Raw genomic sequence first — 19,481 nt, 5'->3', positions numbered from 1 at the left:
AACGTGTAGTACTGACAGCAAATGCCCAGAAACAGGCAAAACAGCTGGAAGACCTTGGATTCGGCAACTGCCCGATCTGCGTAGCCAAGACACAGTACAGCCTGACAGATGACCAGACCAAACTGGGCGCACCGACAGACTTTGAAGTTACTGTAAGAAATCTGAAGATTTCCGCAGGTGCAGGCTTCATCGTAGCCCTGACCGGTGAGATCATGACCATGCCTGGTCTGCCAAAAGTACCGGCTGCTGAGAAGATCGATGTAGACGAGACAGGAAAAATCACAGGTCTGTTCTAATAAATAATCCATATGGCTGCCCGGAAACCGGGCAGCTGTATCAGAAATAAGCGGAGGAAAGAAGCAATGGGATTTTCAACTGTACCATGCAATGAATTTGTAGAAGTATTAGCTTCCAAAGCACCGGTTCCGGGTGGCGGCGGTGCATCTGCTCTGGTTGGAGCAATCGGAACTGCTCTGGGTAACATGGTAGGAAGCCTTACAGTAGGTAAGAAAAAATATGCCGATGTAGAAGATGAGATGTGGGAATTGAAGAAAAAAGCAGATGAACTTCAGAAAGATCTGCTGCATCTGATCGAACGTGATGCAGAAGTTTTTGAACCACTCTCCAAAGCATATGGAATGCCGAGAGAAACCGAAGAGGAAAAAGCGGAAAAAGCCAGAGTTATGGAAATCGTCCTGAAAGACGCCTGCTCTGTACCGATGGAAATCATGGAAAAATGTTGTGAAGCAATCGAGATCATCGTAGAATTTGCAGCGAAAGGCTCCACACTGGCGATCAGTGATGCCGGTGTAGGTGCAGCATTCTGCAAGGCAGCTTTACAGGGTGCCAGCCTGAACGTATACATCAATACCAAATCCATGAAAAACAGAGAATACGCAGAGGAACTGAATGCAAAATGTGACGCAATGCTGGAAAAATATACCAAGATTGCAGATGAAGTATTCAACAGCGTATTAGGCAGACTGAAATAAGGAGGAACATAAAAATGGCAAAACAGTTATTAGGAAAAGAAGTAACTGCAGCTCTGAATGAAAAAATCAAAGCAAACGTTGCAGCTTTAAAAGAAAAAGGCATCAACCCGACACTGGGTATTATCCGAGTAGGTGAAAACGGAAGCGATATTTCTTACGAAAGAGGAGCAACCAAACGTTGCGAGACACTGGGTGTAGAGTGTGTAAAATTCCTGCTTCCGGAAGATGTATCTCAGGAAGAACTTCTGGCTACTATCGATAAAGTAAACAAAGATGACAACATTCACGGTGTACTGTTATTCCGTCCGCTGCCAAAACATCTGGATCAGTCTGTAATTGAAAACGCTCTGGATCCTGCAAAAGATGTGGACTGTATGACAGACGGATCTATGTCCGGTGTATTTACAGGAAAACAGGTTGGTTTCCCTCCGTGTACACCACAGGCATGTATGGAGATCCTTGATCACTATGGAATTGACTGTACAGGTAAAAAAGCAGTTGTCATCGGACGAAGCCTGGTAGTAGGAAAACCGGCAGCCATGATGCTGATCAAGAAAAATGCAACAGTTACTGTATGTCATACAAGAACTGTTGATATGCCATCTGTTGCAAGAGAAGCAGACATCATTATCGTTGCGGCTGGCCGTGCAGGTGTTGTAGGCGCTGAATATGTAAAACCAGGCCAGACAATCATCGATGTAGGTATCAATGTAAATGCAGAAGGAAAACTCTGTGGAGATGTTGATTATGCAGCAGTAGAGCCAATCGTAGATGCTATCACTCCGGTACCGGGCGGTGTAGGAAGCGTAACTACATCTGTTCTGGTAGGACATGTAGTAGAAGCAGCTATGAGAAAATATATGTAAGTGCAGAATTATATTTCTGAATTTGGAATTTTCATTAGTTAAAACAGTGGGAATCCCACAGATAAGAGCCGGGAGAACAGTTTCTTATCTGTGGGATTTTCTCTTTGTTAACCCTTGAAAAAATCTATATTTCTGTTAAAATATCTGTAGTGTGATTTCAGGTGTGCAATTATTGTCTGATCAGATAGAAATCTGCTTTTAGATATTATGAGAACTGTAGCAAATGGTACAGGGAGCGTTACCGGAAAAATCACATGTAATGTGATTAAACAGTCGTACAAAAGTAGTCTGTACAACAAGAGGAGGAAAACATGAGTAAAAAACCTACCGTTTTAATGATTTTAGATGGTTATGGATTAAATGACAAATGCGAAGCAAACGCAGTTTGTGAAGGAAAGACACCGGTTATGGATCAGCTGATGTCTCAGTGTCCGTTTGTAAAGGGTAACGCAAGCGGCATGGCAGTAGGTCTTCCGGAAGGACAGATGGGTAACTCAGAAGTTGGACATCTGAACATGGGCGCTGGTCGTATCGTATATCAGGAACTGACAAGAATCACCAAAGAGATCCAGGATGGTGATTTCTTTAAAAATGAAGCACTGCTGGCAGCTGTAAAGAATGCAAAAGAGAACAACTCTGCGCTGCATTTTATGGGACTGTTATCAGACGGTGGTGTACACAGCCACATCACTCATCTTTTTGGTCTGCTGGAACTGGCAAAAAGAGAAGGTCTGGAAAAAGTATATGTACACTGCTTCCTGGATGGTCGTGACACTCCGCCGGCATCCGGTAAAGGATATATCGAAGAACTGCAGGCTAAGATGAAAGAAATAGGCGTTGGCGAGATCGCAACCGTTTCAGGACGTTACTATGCAATGGATCGAGATAACCGTTGGGATCGTGTAGAACTGGCATTCAAAGCAATGACAAAGGGTGAAGGCGTAAAAGGAACAGATGCTGCAGAAGCTATACAGGCTTCCTACGATGCAGAAAAGACAGATGAGTTTGTTCTGCCAACCGTTATCGAAAAAGAGGGTAAACCGGTTGCAACCGTTCAGGATAAAGATTCCGTTGTATTCTTCAACTTCCGTCCGGACCGTGCCCGTGAGATCACAAGAGCATTCTGCGATGATGATTTCAAAGGTTTCTCACGTGAGAAAAAACTGGATGTAACTTTTGTATGCTTCACTGATTACGATGAAACTATCGGAAACAAACTGGTAGCCTTTGTAAAACAGGAGATCAAAAACACATTTGGCGAATACCTGGCAGCTCATAACATGACACAGGCACGTATCGCTGAGACAGAAAAATATGCACACGTTACATTTTTCTTCAATGGTGGTGTGGAAGAGCCAAACAAAGGGGAAGACAGAATCCTGGTTAAATCTCCAAAGGTAGCAACTTACGATCTGAAACCGGAGATGAGTGCATACGAAGTATGTGACAAACTGGTAGATGCGATCAAATCTGACAAATATGATGTGATCATCATCAACTTCGCAAATCCGGATATGGTTGGACATACCGGTGTGGAAGCTGCTGCAATCAAGGCGGTAGAGGTTGTCGACGAGTGCGTAGGACGTGCAGTTGATGCTCTGAAAGAAGTTGACGGACAGATGTTTATCTGTGCTGACCACGGAAACTGTGAGCAGCTGGTAGATTATGAGACAGGAGAACCATTTACTGCTCATACCACCAACCCGGTTCCGTTCATCCTGGTCAATGCAGATCCTTCTTACACACTGCGTGAGAACGGCTGCCTGGCAGACATCATCCCAACCCTGATCGAACTGATGGGTATGGAACAGCCTGCTGAAATGACAGGAAAATCTCTGCTGATCAAAAAGTAAGATTCGAGGAAGTTTGATTTTTCAAACATGAATAACTATGAGAAACACGCTCTGCGAGTTTCTTATAGTTATCGCGGCAGTCGCCAAGGTCTCGTGCAAGCACGGACTTTGGCTCGTTGCTCGCGTAAATACAAATGCAGGAAATAAAGACACAATGTACTTTATCTCCTGCATTTTTTTCGTTTACTTATCCGATCCGGAATAGAAAGTGGCAGAATTGGCTGAAATGGAAGTATACAAAAAAGAATGTGTCTGATATGGAGCAAAACACATTCCAAACATGAAAAATATGATCACTAATGCGATATTTCTTTTCAACTTATGTAAGGTATTCACAGAACCACCCCTGCCAGAAATAAATTTCCAATAATTAATACGGAAAAGTATCACATAAGTGTTATGAAATGACAATAGAATATATTTTTTACATAAATAAGAAATGAAACACACATATTTTTCTCTCGCTTCGGACATACTGAAAAAGAACAGCAGATAACAGAAACAGGAGGAATATGTGATGTATCGATATCTACCGATTCGTAGAATCTACGCAAGAGAAGTGCTCGATTCCAGATCCAATCCTACGGTGGAAGTGGAAGTGACGGTAGGAGAAGGAATCATGGGAGTGGATGGATATACAGGAAGAGCTATGGTGCCATCAGGAGCATCTACCGGAAAATACGAGGCTGTGGAATTGCGGGACGGAGAAGAACGTTTTGGAGGACTTGGCGTGGAGCAGGCAGTACAAAACGTCAATGTTCGTCTGGCCGAACTGATCGTAGGGGAAAATGCATTGAATCAGTCTTATATAGACCAGCTGCTGATTCAGGAAGACGGAACCGACAATAAAGGCAGTCTGGGAGCAAATGCGACACTTGGCGTGTCTCTTGCGGTAGCCCGTGCTGCGGCGAAAGCGCTGCGTCTGCCACTGTATCAATATCTCGGGGGCGTGCATGCAGTGCGAATGCCGGTTCCGATGATGAATATTCTGAATGGGGGGTGCCATGCGGATAATACGATAGATCTTCAGGAATTCATGATCATGCCGGTGGGAGCGAAAAGCTTTCGGGAAGCAGTACGCATGGGAGCGGAAATCTATCTGCGATTGAAGATTCTTTTAAAACACAAAGGGTTGTCTACCGCGGTCGGTGACGAGGGCGGTTTTGCCCCGGATCTGGAAAGCACGGAACAGGTGCTGGAATTTATGACAGAAGCAATTGAAGATGCAGGATACACACCGGGAAGTGATGTGGTATTTGCTATTGATGCGGCGGCAAGTGAACTGTATGATAAAGAGCGGGGAGGGTACTATTTTCCCGGGGAGAGCCGGATGCAGGGATATGAGATTGTGCGGACATCCACCGAGATGATTGCATATTATGAAAAACTGCTGGAAAGATTTCCGATTGCTTCGATTGAAGATGGTCTGGAAGAAGAGGACTGGGAAGACTGGACGGAGATGACACGGAGACTTGGCAGCAGGGTACAGCTGGTGGGTGATGACCTTTTTGTGACGAATAAAAAGCGGCTGAACTGTGGAATACGTCTGGATGCTGCCAATGCGATTCTTGTAAAAGTAAATCAGATCGGAACCCTGACGGAAGCTCTCGAGGCAGTAGAGATGGCATACCGTTTCGGATATCGCACGATTATTTCTCATCGTTCCGGTGAGACAGAAGATTCTTTTATCGCAGATCTGGCGGTAGCCTGTGGCAGTGGACAGATCAAGACCGGTGCGCCGTGCAGGTCAGACCGGAATGCAAAATATAATCAGCTGTTGCGTATTGAGGATTATCTTGGCAAAACAGCTGTGTATGAGAATCCTTTTGCTCGTCCGACAGGTAAGGAGATCGGATAAATGGAAAATAACGAAACCACACTTAAATGACATTGAGGATAAAATAGTAGATTGTGAAAAGCTGATTTTGATGTTAAGATGAAATTGGGAACATGTTACGAAAGATGAAACAGAGCAAGGATTGCCAGCACTAATCTATGGCGAACAAGGAGTGAGTTCGTTGCCGATATAGGACATTACAGGAGAACACATAGATACAGATAATGAGTATATGTATTATTATTCGGTTGAGTTTGTAAAATAAGAATAGCAAAAAGAGAGAAGAGGATGCCATGGAATCGTTGATTTGATGATTCCGTGGTATCCTCTTTTGGAGGGGAAACTGGATTTATGATATTGTGGATTTTAGAACCTGTTTCTTATCTTTCGGTACTCTCTTGGGGAATATCCTTTCAGCTTGTGGAAAAGCCGGCTGAAATAAAGCTGATTATCATACCCGACGATTTTAGAAATTTCATTGATGGAATAGGTTGTTGTTTCAAGTAACATCTGGGCATTGTTAATTCGGATTTCCACAATAAACTGCATTGGTGTAGAACCTGTGTATTTTTTGAAGTTTCGGATAAACCAGCTGACACTCATTCCACGTGAGGCAGCATAATCATCTATGCTAATATTCTGGTTATAGTTTTCACTGAAAAAGGTAACTGCGTTATCCATCTCGTGATCCAGGTATTCATTTTTCGAGATATGTTCCCTGGTCAGTTCCCGATGAAAGATGATAAGAAGATGACGGAGCAGAAGGACAAGCATTTCCTCATAGTTATCTTGGCAACGCTGAAGCTCGATGATAATACGCTTGAAAATCTGTTCGTATTCCATAGAGGTTCCGACCTGAAATACACGCTCTTTATCCGGGAATCCATATTGCCGTAGGATATTTTTTACATTGTTGCCTGTAAAATGAATCCAGTATACTTCTGTCTTATCTTTTCCATAATATTCATATTTCTGAAGTTCCTTCGGTCTGTACAGTACAATATTACCGGCGGGGACAATTGTTTCGTTATCCACATTGTCAAAATGAAAATGCCCACAACCAGCAGTGATATAGATAATCTGATAATCCAGGCGTCCCCTTGGACGGTAGGTTGGTAACTTTGGATGGCTGGAAAGGCGGTAAGTACCGCAACTTCCTACAACCAGTGGGCGACTTTTGTCTTTGAAATCCATATGGGAGTGGTTTAAATAACCGGTATTCATATACATATGGTAGCACCTCTTTTTCTTTTTTGTTATTGTATCATTTAGTGCATATTTTGTCCAATCCAATTCATAGACATGTTTTGCAGATTAGGATAAGATATATATAGCAAAACAGAGAAGCGTAAACATAAAAGTAAAAGACAAGGTTTGCTGTGGAAAAACAAAGTGCAAAAAAATGTATATGTATTAAAGGAGTTATTTATGATTGTACCACGTTATTATGAGGATTTAAGCGTACTGCATGAAAATACAATGCCAGCCAGAGCCTATTTTATTCCGGCATCCAAAAGAATGGATAACCTGGTGGAGCACAGGGAAGAGTCAGACCGAATGCAGTTATTGAACGGAACTTGGAAGTTCCAGTATTTTAACAGTATCTATGATGTTCAGGAACCCTTCTTTGAGAAAGATTATGATACAGAAAATTTTGATGAGATTCAGGTTCCGAGTGTATGGCAGATGGCAGGATATGACACACATCAGTATACAAACATCAGGTATCCGTTCCCATTTGATCCACCGTATGTACCACAGGATATTCCATGTGGAACATATGCACATACCTTTGTTTATCACAAAGATGAAAATGCACCAAAAGCTTTCTTGAATTTTGAAGGAGTAGACAGTTGCTTTTATGTATGGATCAATGGCTCTTATGTAGGGTATAGCCAGGTTTCTCATATGACCAGTGAGTTTGATATCACCGACCTCCTTCGGGACGGAGAGAACAGCATAGCGGTTCTGGTCATGAAGTGGTGTGATGGTTCCTATTTGGAAGATCAGGACAAATTCCGTATGAGTGGTATTTTCCGGGATGTGTACATTTTGAAACGCCCAAAACAGGCAATCAGTGATTATCATATTAAAACAAGAATTGAGGATATGCTTGCGAAAGTAGAAATTGAAATGAAATTCTACTCTCCCTTAAATGTAAAAATTTCGATTGAAGATAGAAACGGAGCAGTTGTAGCACTAGGAAGTATTGCTGAAGAAGGAACAGCTATATTAGAAATTGCAAGTCCGGAACTTTGGAATACAGAAAATCCATATCTATATAAACTGATTCTTGAAACAGAGAATGAAGTAATTGTAGATCACATTGCATTAAGAAAGATAGAGATTAAAGACCAGGTCATTTACCTAAATGGACAGAAGATTAAATTCCGTGGTGTCAATCGACATGATTCCGATCCGGTTACTGGATTTACAATCAGTCTGGAACAGCTCACAACCGATCTTACGTTAATGAAGCAGCATAATTTTAATGCGATCCGTTCCAGCCACTATCCGAACGCACCATTTTTCTATGAAATGTGTGACAAGTATGGATTCATGGTGATAGATGAAGCAGATATTGAAGCTCATGGTCCATTTATGATCTACAGAAAAGAAGACACCGATTACAATCGGTTCAAACGATGGAATGAGATGATTGCAGATGATCCGGCATGGGAAGAGGCAATCGTTGATCGCGTAAAACTCATGGTGGAACGTGACAAAAACCGTTTCTGTATTGTTATGTGGTCAATGGGAAATGAGAGTGCTTATGGCTGCAACTTTGAAAAAGCACTGGAATGGACAAAGAATTTTGATCCAGACCGCATCACACAATATGAGAGTGCAAGATACCGTAATTATGATGAAACATATGATTACAGCAATCTGGATGTGTACAGCCGGATGTATCCGGCGCTTTCCGAAATTCAGGAATATCTGGATAAAGATGGAAGCAAACCCTTCCTTTTGGTAGAGTACTGTCACAGTATGGGAAACGGACCTGGAGATTTTGAGGATTACTTCCAGATGATTCAGGATAATGATAAAATGTGCGGCGGCTTTGTCTGGGAATGGTGTGACCATGCGATTGCTCATGGAACTGCTGAGAATGGAAAGACTATATATGCTTATGGGGGCGACCATGGCGAAGAAATTCATGATGGCAACTTCTGTATGGATGGATTAGTATATCCGGACAGAACGGTACATACAGGACTTTTGGAATACAAGAATGTTTATCGCCCGGCAAGGGTTATTTCCTATGACAAAGAAAGCGGAGAACTGGTGCTTCATAACTACATGGATTTTGATGACTTGAAAGATTATGTGAAGATCAGTTATGAACTGACGCAGGACGGGCTTGTAATCAGCAAAGGTAAACTTCCAGAAGTTTCAGCAGCACCACACAGTGAAGGAAAAATAAACCTTAAAATCAATGTGCCAGAGAGTGGAAAATGTTATTTAAAATTTATTTACCATCTGAAAAAGGAATTGCCACTGTTGGATGAAGATCATATTCTTGGATTCGATGAAATTGAGGTAAGCAAAGACGGTGCAAAATGTAAACTTGCTGAGAAATGGCTACAAAAAACAGCAGTGGACTCTGAGTTACAGGTAAATGAAAATGATACACAGATCCATATCAAGGGGCGTGAATTTGCTTATACCATAGACAAACATACTGCACTCTTTACAGAGATGAAATTCGCAGGGCGGGAATACTTGAACCATCCGATGGAATTAAATATTTGGAGAGCTCCAACAGATAACGATATGTACATCAAGTCTGAATGGAAGAAAGCCCATTATGATAAAGCTTATACAAGAGCTTACACGACAGAGGTCGTGCAGGGAAAGCATGGTGTGAAAATTACAAGCCATGCATCCGTTGTGGCAGAGACAGTACAGAAGATTCTTGATGTGACGATCACATGGAAAATAGAAGCTGCTGGAAAGATTGATGCAGATATTGAAGTAACAAAAGATGATGAATTCCCGGACCTGCCAAGATTTGGTGTGAGGATGTTCCTGGATAAAAAACTTTCAGCTGCACGATACTTTGGAATGGGACCACAGGAAAGCTATTGTGACAAACATCAGGCTGCGAGCCACGGTTTGTACCAGGCAAATGTAGACGATTTGCATGAGGATTATATTTGCCCACAGGAAAATGGAAGCCATTATGATTGTGAATATGTAGAGCTTAACAACAGCCGATATGGAATTGTGGTATCTGCGGAAAATGCCTTCTCATTCAATGCTTCTTATTATACGCAGGAAGAACTTGAGAAGAAAACGCATAATTATGAACTGACAGAATCAGATAGTGTAGTATTTTGCGTTGACTATGCATTAAATGGCATTGGTTCTAATAGTTGTGGTCCAGTTGTATTGGATCAGTACCGATTTGATGATGTATTATTCCGGTTCCAGTTTACGCTGATACCGTATGTAAAGGGATAATAAAGTTTCATGTAACTCGTAAACAAAGAAGAATAGTCTGATTGCAATGTAAAGTCCGGATATACAGAGCAATCAGACAAAAACAGAGAAAAAAATATAATTAGACATCATACGGTTAGACATATTGAGATTCTAAGTGCGATGAAGATGAGGAGCAAAGAAATTCGATGGAAGAAAAAAAGTATTTGAAATGGTATAACAAAATTGGATATGGATCAGGTGATATTGCAGGTAATGTAGTCTATGCCTTCCTGACATCTTTCATGATGGTCTATCTGACGGATTCAGTAGGACTTGCTGCAGGTGTTGTAGGTACCCTGATTGCCGTATCAAAACTATTTGATGGTTTTACGGATATATTTTTTGGATCAATGATTGACAAAACACACAGTAAAATGGGAAGAGCGAAGCCATGGATGCTATACGGATACATTGGTTGTGCTATTACGCTGGTCTGCTGCTTTGCAGTACCAGTCAGCTTTGGAACAACGGCTAAATACGCATGGTTCTTTATCTCTTATACACTGTTAAATGGTGTGTTTTATACAGCAAACAATATTGCTTACTCAGCACTTACGTCACTGATTACAAAGAACAGCAAAGAGCGTGTGCAGATGGGATCTTACCGTTTTATTTTTGCGTTTTCAACAAGTCTTCTGATTCAGGCGATTACAGTTGGATTTGTAGATAAATGTGGTGGAGATGCTGCGGCATGGAGAACGGTTGCTATTATCTATGCAATCATTGGTCTTGTCATAAATACGATTTCAGCACTTTCTGTTAAGGAACTTCCTGAGGAAGAACTTAACGAAGGAGAAGTGAAGAATGATAATGAAAAGTACGGAATGGTACAGGCATTCAAGCTTCTTGTTAAAAACAAATATTACATGATGATTTGTGGAACATATATTTTACAGCAGTTATATAGTGCCATGATTGGAGCTGGCATTTATTACATGACATGGGTACTAAAAAATAAGAATTTGTTTGGACAATTTGCATGGGCAGTTAATATTCCACTGATCATTGCCTTAATTTTTACACCAACCTTAGTTGGTAAGTGGAAAGGTATGTACAAACTGAACTTAAGAGGTTATGTTTTAGCAGTCATTGGTAGAGCACTTGTTGTTATTGCCGGATATATGGGCAGTGTTCCGCTGATGATGGCGTTTACAGCTCTTGCAGCCTTAGGTCAGGGACCATGGCAGGGAGATATGAATGCAGTTATCGCATCCTGCTCTGAATACACTTATCTTACACAGGGAAAGAGAATTGACGGAACGATGTACTCTTGTACTTCTCTTGGCGTAAAAATCGGTGGAGGTATTGGAACCGCTGTTGTTGGATGGATGCTTGAGTTCAGTGGATATGTCGGAACAAATGCAACTCAGCCGCAGTCTGCACTTGATATGATGCAGTTTATGTATCTTTGGCTTCCGTTAATCTTTGATGTATTGATTATGTTTGTACTTTCAAGAATGAATGTAGAAGATGCAAATAAAAAACTGAAAGCAGAAAAAGGAATTGCTACAGATGAAATAACAGATGCATCAGACATAAATTAGAATTGACAGGAGAAAGCGTTGTCTGGTCGTTGCTCGATGAGACAGTGCTTTTTTCTATATATAAAGTGATAGAACTGTATTTTGAAAATAAAAAAGGACCACTTCATTTTTGTGAAATGGCCTTAAGAAAATATACAGTTTTCACAAAATAGTCCTTTTAGTATTTATACATGGTAAGGATGCTTAAAATATTCAGTGTAGAATACTAAAAGGTCATTCAGATATTTTTTTAGGTTGCTCATTTGCAATTCCTCCTTTCCTTATTTACAAGTTGATTATAAGATAGGTGTAAAAGAATTGCTTGCCAAATCGAAAGAAGATATAGACAAATGTTGCAAAGGGGAGTATTTCATGCAGTTAAAATATGTTGACACAAAAGAGGAGATTATAGCAATAAATAGGAAGTCAAAACATATTGAACCACATCTTCATAATGCACTGGAGATCGTTTGTGTAACAAATGGAGCATTAGAACTTGGTGTCGGACAGGAGCTATACCATATGGAAAAAGGAGATATAGGCTTTGTATTTCCAGATGTTATTCATCACTATCAGGTACTGACACCCGGTGTAAATAAAGCGACTTATCTGATTGCATCGCCATTTACGATAGTCAAATTTGCAGATATCATGCATTCCATGGCTCCTGAATACCCAATCATCAAAGCGGAAAAGGTTGAACCGGAGGTATATAGGGGTTTAAATGCAATTTTAGAGACAGAACAGTCGGATATTACTGTTGCACAGGCATATCTTCAAATTGTGTTGGCACGCTGCATAGGAAAATTAAATTTGGTAGAAAAGAGTAGTGTGGGGAGCAATGATCTTATTTACCAGACAGTTTCCTATATATCAGCAAATTTTAAGAAGAAGTTTTCTCTGGAAGAGATGGCAAAAGATCTGGGGGTGAGCAAATATGTTTTATCCAGACTCTTTTCCAAAACATTCCATAGAAACTTTAATCAATATCTTAACGATGCAAGGCTGAACTATGCATGCCATCGTTTGGAAAATACGAGTGATTCCATTACAAATATTTGTCTGGATAGTGGATTTGAAAGTCAGAGAACGTTTAACCGAGTATTTAAAGAAAGATATAAAATATCACCGAGTGATTATCGAAGTACTTGTGTGAAAGAGATGTTGTCATAAATGTTCTGCAGATAGAAAAATTTACTTTAGTTTCACACTGTTATGTATTTGATTTTATGTACGTATGATACGATATTAAAATGATCGTGGGAAATAGATTTTTCAGAAATAAAAGAACGAGGCATACTCTAAAGAAAAAGAAAGGCAGGGCATATATGAATACGGGAAATTCCATAATTGATTTTAATGAGAAAAAAGGTTTCATCTGCGATATGGATGGTGTGATTTATCATGGTAATCAGATATTGCCAGGTGTTTCAGAATTCATTCAGTGGTTACATGATGAAAAGAAGGAATACTTATTTTTGACAAATAATAGTGGGTATACACCACGGGAATTAAATCAGAAACTGGCAAGGATGGGACTTGATGTGCCAGAAGAACACTTTTATACCAGTGCATTGGCAACAGCTGCTTTTTTAAAAGAACAGGCGGCAGGCTGTTCGGCATTTGTGATAGGAGAAGCCGGTCTGTTAAATGCACTTTATGATGTAGGTATTACGATGAATGATGTGAATCCGGATTATGTTGTTGTGGGAGAAGGACGATCCTATTCTTTGGATACATTAACGAAAGCAACGAATTTGGTTTTGAAAGGTGCAAAGCTGATCGGAGCAAACTCAGATGTTTCCGGACCGATTGAGAACGGCATTGCACCAGCTTGTCGGGCATTGGTTGCACCAATCGAAATGGCAACAGGTACACAGGCATATTTCTGCGGAAAACCGAATCCACTAATGATGCGAACGGGATTAAATATGCTTGGATGTCACTCAGCAGAAGCAGTAATGGTTGGGGATCGCATGGATACAGATGTGATTTCAGGTATGGAAAGTGGTATGTCTACAGTACTGGTTCTCTCAGGATGTTCAACGAAGGATACACTTAAAACTTATGCGTATCGTCCAACTATGGTTTTGAACGGTGTGGGGGATATTGCTGCGATGGCAAAGGCAAAAGCAGAGTAATATTGAATTATTAGAATTGTATTAGACTATATGTGAGAGAAGTCAAACTAAAATAATCAATTAGATGAAAGCGGGAAAAAGGCGGTGGATTGATTTCACTGTCTTTTTCTGATTTAAAAGTAAAGAAACATAAGAGAAGGACTGCAAATGGAAAAAGTGTTAATTGCTGCGGATGAGGTGGAAAAGTGGAAACATCTTTATGAAGGGTTGAAACACAAATGGGTATGTACGATGGTTGATTTTGAGGTATTTGAAAAATTTCATGCAATAGCTGTTTATGACGCAGTATTAATGCTTCTGAGAAAAGATAATGGATTGTTAGGAATTTACCCTCATTCGGTTGCCGTAGCCCGCTACGCCGCCCTCATTCAGATAAAATCTCCCACAAACTGAGACTCGCAGCTCACGAAAAGCCTTTTTCAGACACGCTCTAGAGCAGTTATCTGATTTAGAAGAAATTAATTATCGTGCAATGATGGGAGAATATATTATATATTATCGAGACAGGATTGTCGGAGGCATATATGATGACAGGTTACTTGTGAAACCGACAAAATCTGCAGTTTCTTATATGACAACTGCGACTTATGAATTACCATATGAAGGGGAAAAAGAGATGTTATTAGTAGAAAATGTTGACAGTAGAGAATACCTGGCTGGACTTTTCAATGCAATGTATGATGAATTGCCGGTTCATAAAGCAAACAATAAAAAGAAATCTTTCAATAATCTGTACACATTTCAGTAAAAAAGGTTGAAATTCACAAATTTCTATGGTAAAATAAATGAGGTTGACCATAGGAGGTGTAATTGTGAATATTTTACGGATTGTATTGACGGTTATTTTTGTAATCGATTGTATAGGTTTGACAGTAGTTGTCCTGATGCAGGAAGGAAAACAGAAAGGTCTGGGTGCTATTTCCGGTATGGCGGATACTTACTGGGGACAGAATAAAGGTCGTTCCATGGAAGGTCATTTGGTTTTGGCCACAAAGATCATGGCGATTCTGTTTATGGTACTGGCAATCGTATTGAATATGAAATTTTAAGTGACGTGAAAAGAACACTCTTGCAACTTTCTTGCAAGGGTGTTTTTTGCACACAGAGAGAAGTGATCAGCAATGATTACATTTACAATGGGAGACCGTTTGTAACTGCAAAGACAGTGAACAGTTACAAATGTTGAATGAATATGGAAAACAGAGACATATGCTTCTGATTTTCCAGGGAGAAAGATATGAGAATAAATAATAAAAAATTAAAAAACAGAAAAAAATTGTTGCTGGACTTTGTATCCAATAAAGAATACCAGCCGATGCGTGCAAAAGATATTGCAATGTTGCTGCAGATTCCCAAAGGAAAACGATCCGAACTTTTCCAGGTTCTGGATGAACTGGAGGCGGAAGGAAAAATCATCTGTAAAAAAGGAAAGTATGAAAAAGTCCGGAAGATTGCTACAGTGAAGACAGGTTCACCGGAACTGTCAGAAGGAACGTTTATTGCTCATCCGAAAGGATTTGGTTTTGTGGAACTGGAAGATCAGGAAGAAGATCTGTATATTCCCCAGGAAGATACTATGGGCGCTTTTCATAAGGATCGGGTACAGGTGAAAGTGAAAGAAGAACGAACCGGTCAGCGCCGGGAAGGAACGATTGTACAGATTCTTGGACATGGAATCACGGAAGTAGTTGGTACATTTGAGAAAAGTAAAAACTATGGATTTGTGATTCCGGATAATCAGAAGATTCAGCAGGACATCTTTATTCCGAGGGAACATACGCTTGGGGCAAATGATGGCGACAAAGTTGTGGCAAAGATTACTTCTTACGGTGGGAAAAACAAAAATCCGGAGGGAAGAGTACAGGAAGTTCTGGGAGCTCAGGGAGCCCCGGGCATAGATGTGCTTTCCATTGCGAGAGCATATGAACTGCCAATGGATTTTCCGGTAAAAGTAGCCAATCAGGCGGATCGAGTACCGGATCATGTGATTGAAGGAGATTTTCAGGGACGGATGGATCTGAGGAACTGGACTGTTGTTACGATTGATGGTGAAGATGCGAAAGATCTGGATGATGGAATCTCTCTGACAAAGGATGGAAATATTTATCATCTCGGTGTGCATATTGCGGATGTAAGCAATTATGTACAGGGAGGAAGTGCTCTTGATCGTGAGGCACTTCGACGGGGAACCAGCGTATATCTGGTAGACCGGGTGATTCCGATGCTTCCCAGACGATTGTCTAATGGAATCTGTTCCCTGAATCAGGGAGAAGACCGACTGGCCCTCAGCTGTCTGATGGATATTGATGCACAGGGAAATGTGATCAGCCATAAAATTGCGGAGACCGTGATCTGTGTCGATCGCCGGATGACTTATACGGCAGTGAAGAAGATTCTGGAGGGCGATGGGGATCTCCGGAGAGAATATCAGGATTTTGTGCCGCTGTTTCATCATATGAAAGAGCTGTCTGCGATCCTTCGCAAAAAGAGAAGTAACCGTGGCTCTATTGATTTTGATTTTCCGGAGAGTAAAGTCTTCCTGGATGAGATGGGAAGGCCGGTGGAGATCAAAGCGTATGAGCAGAATGTAGCTACAAAGATCATTGAGGATTTTATGCTTCTTGCCAATGAAACAGTGGCAAAAGAATACTGTGAGCGTGAGATTCCATTCTTATATCGTACCCATGAGAATCCGGACAGCGACAAGATGGAAAAGGTACTGACTTTTATCCGCAATCAGGACATTCCGGTACACAAGTCACATGAAGAAATCACACCGCTGGAAGTCCAGGAGATTCTGAATGAGATCGAGGGAGAACCTACGGAGCCTTTGATCAGCCGACTGCTCCTTCGTTCCATGAAACAGGCAAGATATACGACGGGGTGCAGCGGACATTTCGGACTGGCAGCTAAGCATTATTGTCATTTCACTTCACCGATCCGAAGATATCCTGATCTGCAGATCCACCGGATCATCAAAGAGACGATCCGTGGTCGGATGAATCAGGAGAAAAAAATGTATTATGCGCAGATTCTCGGGGATGTGGCAGATAAGACCAGTACGCTGGAACGCAGAGCCGAAGAGGTAGAACGTGAGACCGTGAAACTGAAAAAAGCGGAATATATGGAAACCAGACTGGGACAGAATTATGAGGGTATTATCTCCGGTGTAACCGGCTGGGGACTGTATGTGGAACTGCCGAATACGGTGGAAGGTCTGGTGCATATCAGCACATTGATGGACGATTACTATCAGTTTGATGAGGAAGCTTACTGTCTGGTAGGTGAAAAGACCGGACACACATATCGTCTTGGTCAGGAAGTAACGGTAAAAGTATCACAGGTGGATCTGTCCACGAAGAGTGTTGACTTTATCTTAAAAGAAGAAAACAGCTGTTTTAACAAATACATGGATTGGGAGGATTAAAGAATGGCAAAGGAAAAGGGAAGCCGTCTGATCGCGAACAATAAAAAGGCGTATCATGATTATTTTATCGAAGAGACATACGAGGCCGGTATTGCACTCCATGGAACAGAAGTAAAATCGCTGCGCATGGGAAAGTGCAGTATCAAGGAATCTTTTGTGAGAATTGAGAATGAAGAAGTGTATATCTATGGAATGCATATCAGTCCTTACGAAAAAGGAAATATTTTCAACCGGGATCCTTTACGTGTAAAAAAACTGCTGCTTCATAAAAGCGAGATCCGTAAAATGAAAGGAAAGATTGCAGAAAAAGGTTATACGCTTGTACCGTTAAAAGTGTATTTTAACCGGAGCCTGGTAAAAGTGGAGATTGGCCTTGCAAAAGGAAAAAAACTGTATGATAAGAGACAGGATATTGCCAAGAAAGACCAGAGACGGGAAGCAGAGAGAGATTTCAAGGTTCGGAATCTGTATTAGAGCGTGTCTGAAAAAGTCTTTTCGTGAGCTGTGAGTCCCACAAAGTGGGGCTTGTAGATTGCGGAAATGATTTTTCAGACACGCTTCCAGGAGAACTGGAGTGAATAACTGATACATTGGGCTGTATACCGGGAGGGTTTTGTTTCCGTTGTTTTCCATAAGCTGGTTACTGAGAACGGAGTGAACAGTAACATTAGTAGTTCGCTCAGGGAAAAATCAATGGATCCGGTCTTGACAATACTCTGTATGTCACATATAATAGAACAAGTACAAATCAAAATCAGTTCACGGGATCAATTTTGATTTGCAATGAACAAAACTGTCTGCGAACCATACAACTTATATACTCATATAATATGTGAGGGCTTGTACTGGTTTCGACGGGGGTTTTGAAGTTTGGGAAGCCATTCGCAGCTCTGGGACTGCGTCACCAACCTGGAAATTAAATTTAAACGCAGACGAAAATTTAGCGTACGCTGCCTAATGGCAGCTGTCGGTTTCTGAGTCTCCCGCAGCTTAGATCCCGGCATCAAACTTAGCGGGGCACTTTTTCTTCAAAGCTTTGAGAAGAAAAAAGAATTTATGAAGCTACTGAGGTCTGAAGCCTGTCATCCGGCGTCGGGTTAAGGGAATGTCAAAAGAATGACTGTAATGGGAGATGCCTGAATGGATAGGCTTTCGGACAGGGGTTCGATTCCCCTCAGGTCCATATTTAAAAAACCCTGGAAATCCTTGATTTCCGGGGCTTTTTGCTGTCTGGTGGAGAGAAAAAATGCCGTTTTGAACCGTTTCAGAGTGGAAAAATTGGGGTCAAAATTGGGGTCAAAATCGAAGCGGAAATCATTTGAAAAATCTATGGTTTTAGAGTGTTTTGGAGTGCTTCAAATTAAAAAAATAATAATATAAGGTTGAAGTATTCGACGTATTTTCTGAATAAAAGTATATGAGAAACGACCTCTTTAAATTTCAAATTTTAATGAACATATAAAATCCATCAGTCTAAACTTATTCTGATGGATTTTATATTCTTTCTATTGCTGATTTCTTGTCTTGCATACGGATTCTTTTTATTTTTCACTTATCAGTTTAATAATTCTCTTGAGATTTACTGCAAATATAGTCATAGCTCCCTGCATTTCCATGCCAATAAGACCTGATGATGACGCAACGTCATAACCATGTCTATGTTTTAATTCACTATTTTTGCCTCTATTTTATAGCGTTCTTTCGCCATTTCTTTGGAATGTGCAGTTTCCTGAAATTGAGCCTGCTCACTATGTGAATCACAAACTAATGTTTCTGTGTAGGTTTTCTTTTTTGCTCCTTCTTTATAACAGCCAGCCTTATAAGGACATCTTTTACATTTTTCTATATCGAAAAAGTATGTCATTCGAGGATTCTTTCCTTCTGTTTTTCGCTTATCAAGATATTTATGAATCGCCAGATGTCCCGCTTTACATTGATACATTCCGGCATCTTTATTAAATTCAAATTCATCTGGCTTTGTACGATTCCCTTGGGTAACAATACTGTTTAACCGGGAGATAAGCTCATAATGATTATCCTTTGCAGCATCAATATTTTCCTTACTTGAATAGGCTTTGTCACCAATCACAGTTTCAACTTTCATTCCCGCAGCTCTGCTTTTCCGAACCAAAGCTGGCAATTCTTTTCCGTCTGTTTTTTCACCACTGGTGATGGTCGCGGCTGTAATAATTCGTTCTTCCGTCATAGCTATATGGGTTTTATATCCTGATATTGTCAATATTGGTTGACACATTTATCTCAAAGATATCACTGCCTATGCAGCCAGTCCCAGAGATTCGTAGTATCTCTGGCGCTTGATCATCGGAGGAAGCCCACCGTTAGCAGAGCAGATC

14 protein-coding genes, 1 other RNA gene and 2 pseudogenes are annotated in these 19,481 nt (G+C 40.9%); 14 read left to right on the top strand and 3 right to left on the bottom strand.

Annotation, left to right across the window (positions count from 1 at the left end; genetic code table 11):
- The 5 genes from FYJ57_RS13305 to eno all read left to right on the top strand — a co-directional run.
- On the top strand, positions 1–296 hold a 296-nt coding region (locus FYJ57_RS13305), incomplete at its 5' end, for a formate--tetrahydrofolate ligase (protein WP_154431614.1).
- A 66-nt stretch (positions 297–362) separates the two neighbouring features.
- Positions 363–992 carry a cyclodeaminase/cyclohydrolase family protein gene (locus tag FYJ57_RS13300; RefSeq protein ID WP_106492509.1) on the top strand — a complete coding sequence of 210 codons (630 nt, stop codon included), beginning with the start codon at positions 363–365 and terminating at the stop codon, positions 990–992.
- Positions 993–1,006: 14 nt separating this feature from the next.
- Positions 1,007–1,858: a bifunctional 5,10-methylenetetrahydrofolate dehydrogenase/5,10-methenyltetrahydrofolate cyclohydrolase gene (locus tag FYJ57_RS13295; protein WP_118316021.1), complete on the top strand. Its 852-nt coding sequence runs from the start codon at positions 1,007–1,009 to the stop codon at positions 1,856–1,858.
- A gap of 311 nt (positions 1,859–2,169) precedes the next feature.
- The gene (gpmI, locus tag FYJ57_RS13290; RefSeq protein ID WP_154433034.1) at positions 2,170–3,711 is read left to right on the top strand and encodes a 2,3-bisphosphoglycerate-independent phosphoglycerate mutase; all 1,542 of its coding nucleotides are present in this window, start codon (positions 2,170–2,172) and stop codon (positions 3,709–3,711) included.
- A gap of 517 nt (positions 3,712–4,228) precedes the next feature.
- On the top strand, positions 4,229–5,569 hold the full coding sequence (eno, locus tag FYJ57_RS13285) for a phosphopyruvate hydratase (protein ID WP_154433033.1): 1,341 nt from the start codon (positions 4,229–4,231) through the stop codon (positions 5,567–5,569).
- Between the two features lie 345 nt (positions 5,570–5,914).
- Here eno and FYJ57_RS13280 read toward each other — a convergent pair whose 3' ends face one another.
- On the bottom strand, positions 5,915–6,778 hold the full coding sequence (locus tag FYJ57_RS13280) for an AraC family transcriptional regulator (RefSeq protein WP_154433032.1): 864 nt from the start codon (positions 6,776–6,778) through the stop codon (positions 5,915–5,917).
- 198 nt (positions 6,779–6,976) lie between these two features.
- Here FYJ57_RS13280 and FYJ57_RS13275 point away from each other — a divergent pair, with 198 nt between their 5' ends.
- The 4 genes from FYJ57_RS13275 (at position 6,977) to FYJ57_RS13260 (ending at position 13,700) form a co-directional block, all read left to right on the top strand.
- Entirely contained in the window at positions 6,977–10,015 is a 3,039-nt protein-coding gene (locus FYJ57_RS13275) for a glycoside hydrolase family 2 TIM barrel-domain containing protein (protein WP_154433031.1), read from the top strand.
- A gap of 167 nt (positions 10,016–10,182) precedes the next feature.
- Positions 10,183–11,580 carry an MFS transporter gene (locus tag FYJ57_RS13270; RefSeq protein ID WP_154433030.1) on the top strand — a complete coding sequence of 466 codons (1,398 nt, stop codon included), beginning with the start codon at positions 10,183–10,185 and terminating at the stop codon, positions 11,578–11,580.
- Between the two features lie 351 nt (positions 11,581–11,931).
- Positions 11,932–12,732: a helix-turn-helix transcriptional regulator gene (locus tag FYJ57_RS13265; RefSeq protein ID WP_154433029.1), complete on the top strand. Its 801-nt coding sequence runs from the start codon at positions 11,932–11,934 to the stop codon at positions 12,730–12,732.
- A gap of 155 nt (positions 12,733–12,887) precedes the next feature.
- A complete protein-coding gene (locus FYJ57_RS13260) occupies positions 12,888–13,700 on the top strand; it encodes an HAD-IIA family hydrolase (RefSeq protein ID WP_154433028.1) in 813 nt (270 codons plus the stop codon).
- Positions 13,701–14,018: 318 nt separating this feature from the next.
- Here the strand turns inward: FYJ57_RS13260 and FYJ57_RS16385 are convergent, their stop codons facing one another.
- The gene (locus tag FYJ57_RS16385; protein WP_328597492.1) at positions 14,019–14,102 is read right to left on the bottom strand and encodes a DUF6783 domain-containing protein; all 84 of its coding nucleotides are present in this window, start codon (positions 14,100–14,102) and stop codon (positions 14,019–14,021) included.
- A 28-nt stretch (positions 14,103–14,130) separates the two neighbouring features.
- Between FYJ57_RS16385 and FYJ57_RS13250 the strand changes: the two are divergent.
- The 5 genes and pseudogenes from FYJ57_RS13250 to ssrA form a co-directional block, all read left to right on the top strand.
- A pseudogene (locus FYJ57_RS13250) lies at positions 14,131–14,448 on the top strand (TfoX/Sxy family protein); the annotation flags it as partial.
- 64 nt (positions 14,449–14,512) lie between these two features.
- Positions 14,513–14,749, top strand: coding sequence for a preprotein translocase subunit SecG (gene secG, locus FYJ57_RS13245; protein ID WP_022171795.1), 237 nt, complete (start codon positions 14,513–14,515; stop codon positions 14,747–14,749).
- A gap of 188 nt (positions 14,750–14,937) precedes the next feature.
- Complete coding sequence (rnr, locus tag FYJ57_RS13240) at positions 14,938–17,127, top strand: ribonuclease R (protein WP_154433024.1); 2,190 nt, start codon at positions 14,938–14,940, stop codon at positions 17,125–17,127.
- Between the two features lie 3 nt (positions 17,128–17,130).
- Positions 17,131–17,601: an SsrA-binding protein SmpB gene (gene smpB / locus FYJ57_RS13235; protein ID WP_022171797.1), complete on the top strand. Its 471-nt coding sequence runs from the start codon at positions 17,131–17,133 to the stop codon at positions 17,599–17,601.
- A 362-nt stretch (positions 17,602–17,963) separates the two neighbouring features.
- Positions 17,964–18,313, top strand: a transfer-messenger RNA (tmRNA) gene (gene ssrA, locus FYJ57_RS13230).
- 355 nt (positions 18,314–18,668) lie between these two features.
- On the opposite strand, the pseudogene FYJ57_RS13225 reads toward ssrA, so the two are convergent.
- Positions 18,669–19,354 (bottom strand): annotated as a pseudogene (locus FYJ57_RS13225) (transposase); the annotation flags it as partial.
- Positions 19,355–19,481 lie beyond the last annotated feature (127 nt).

The organism is Oliverpabstia intestinalis, from assembly GCF_009696065.1.
GTDB lineage: Bacteria > Bacillota > Clostridia > Lachnospirales > Lachnospiraceae > Oliverpabstia > Oliverpabstia intestinalis.
Note: the sequence above shows the minus strand (reverse complement) of the source record. Positions and strands in the feature narration are given on the sequence as shown.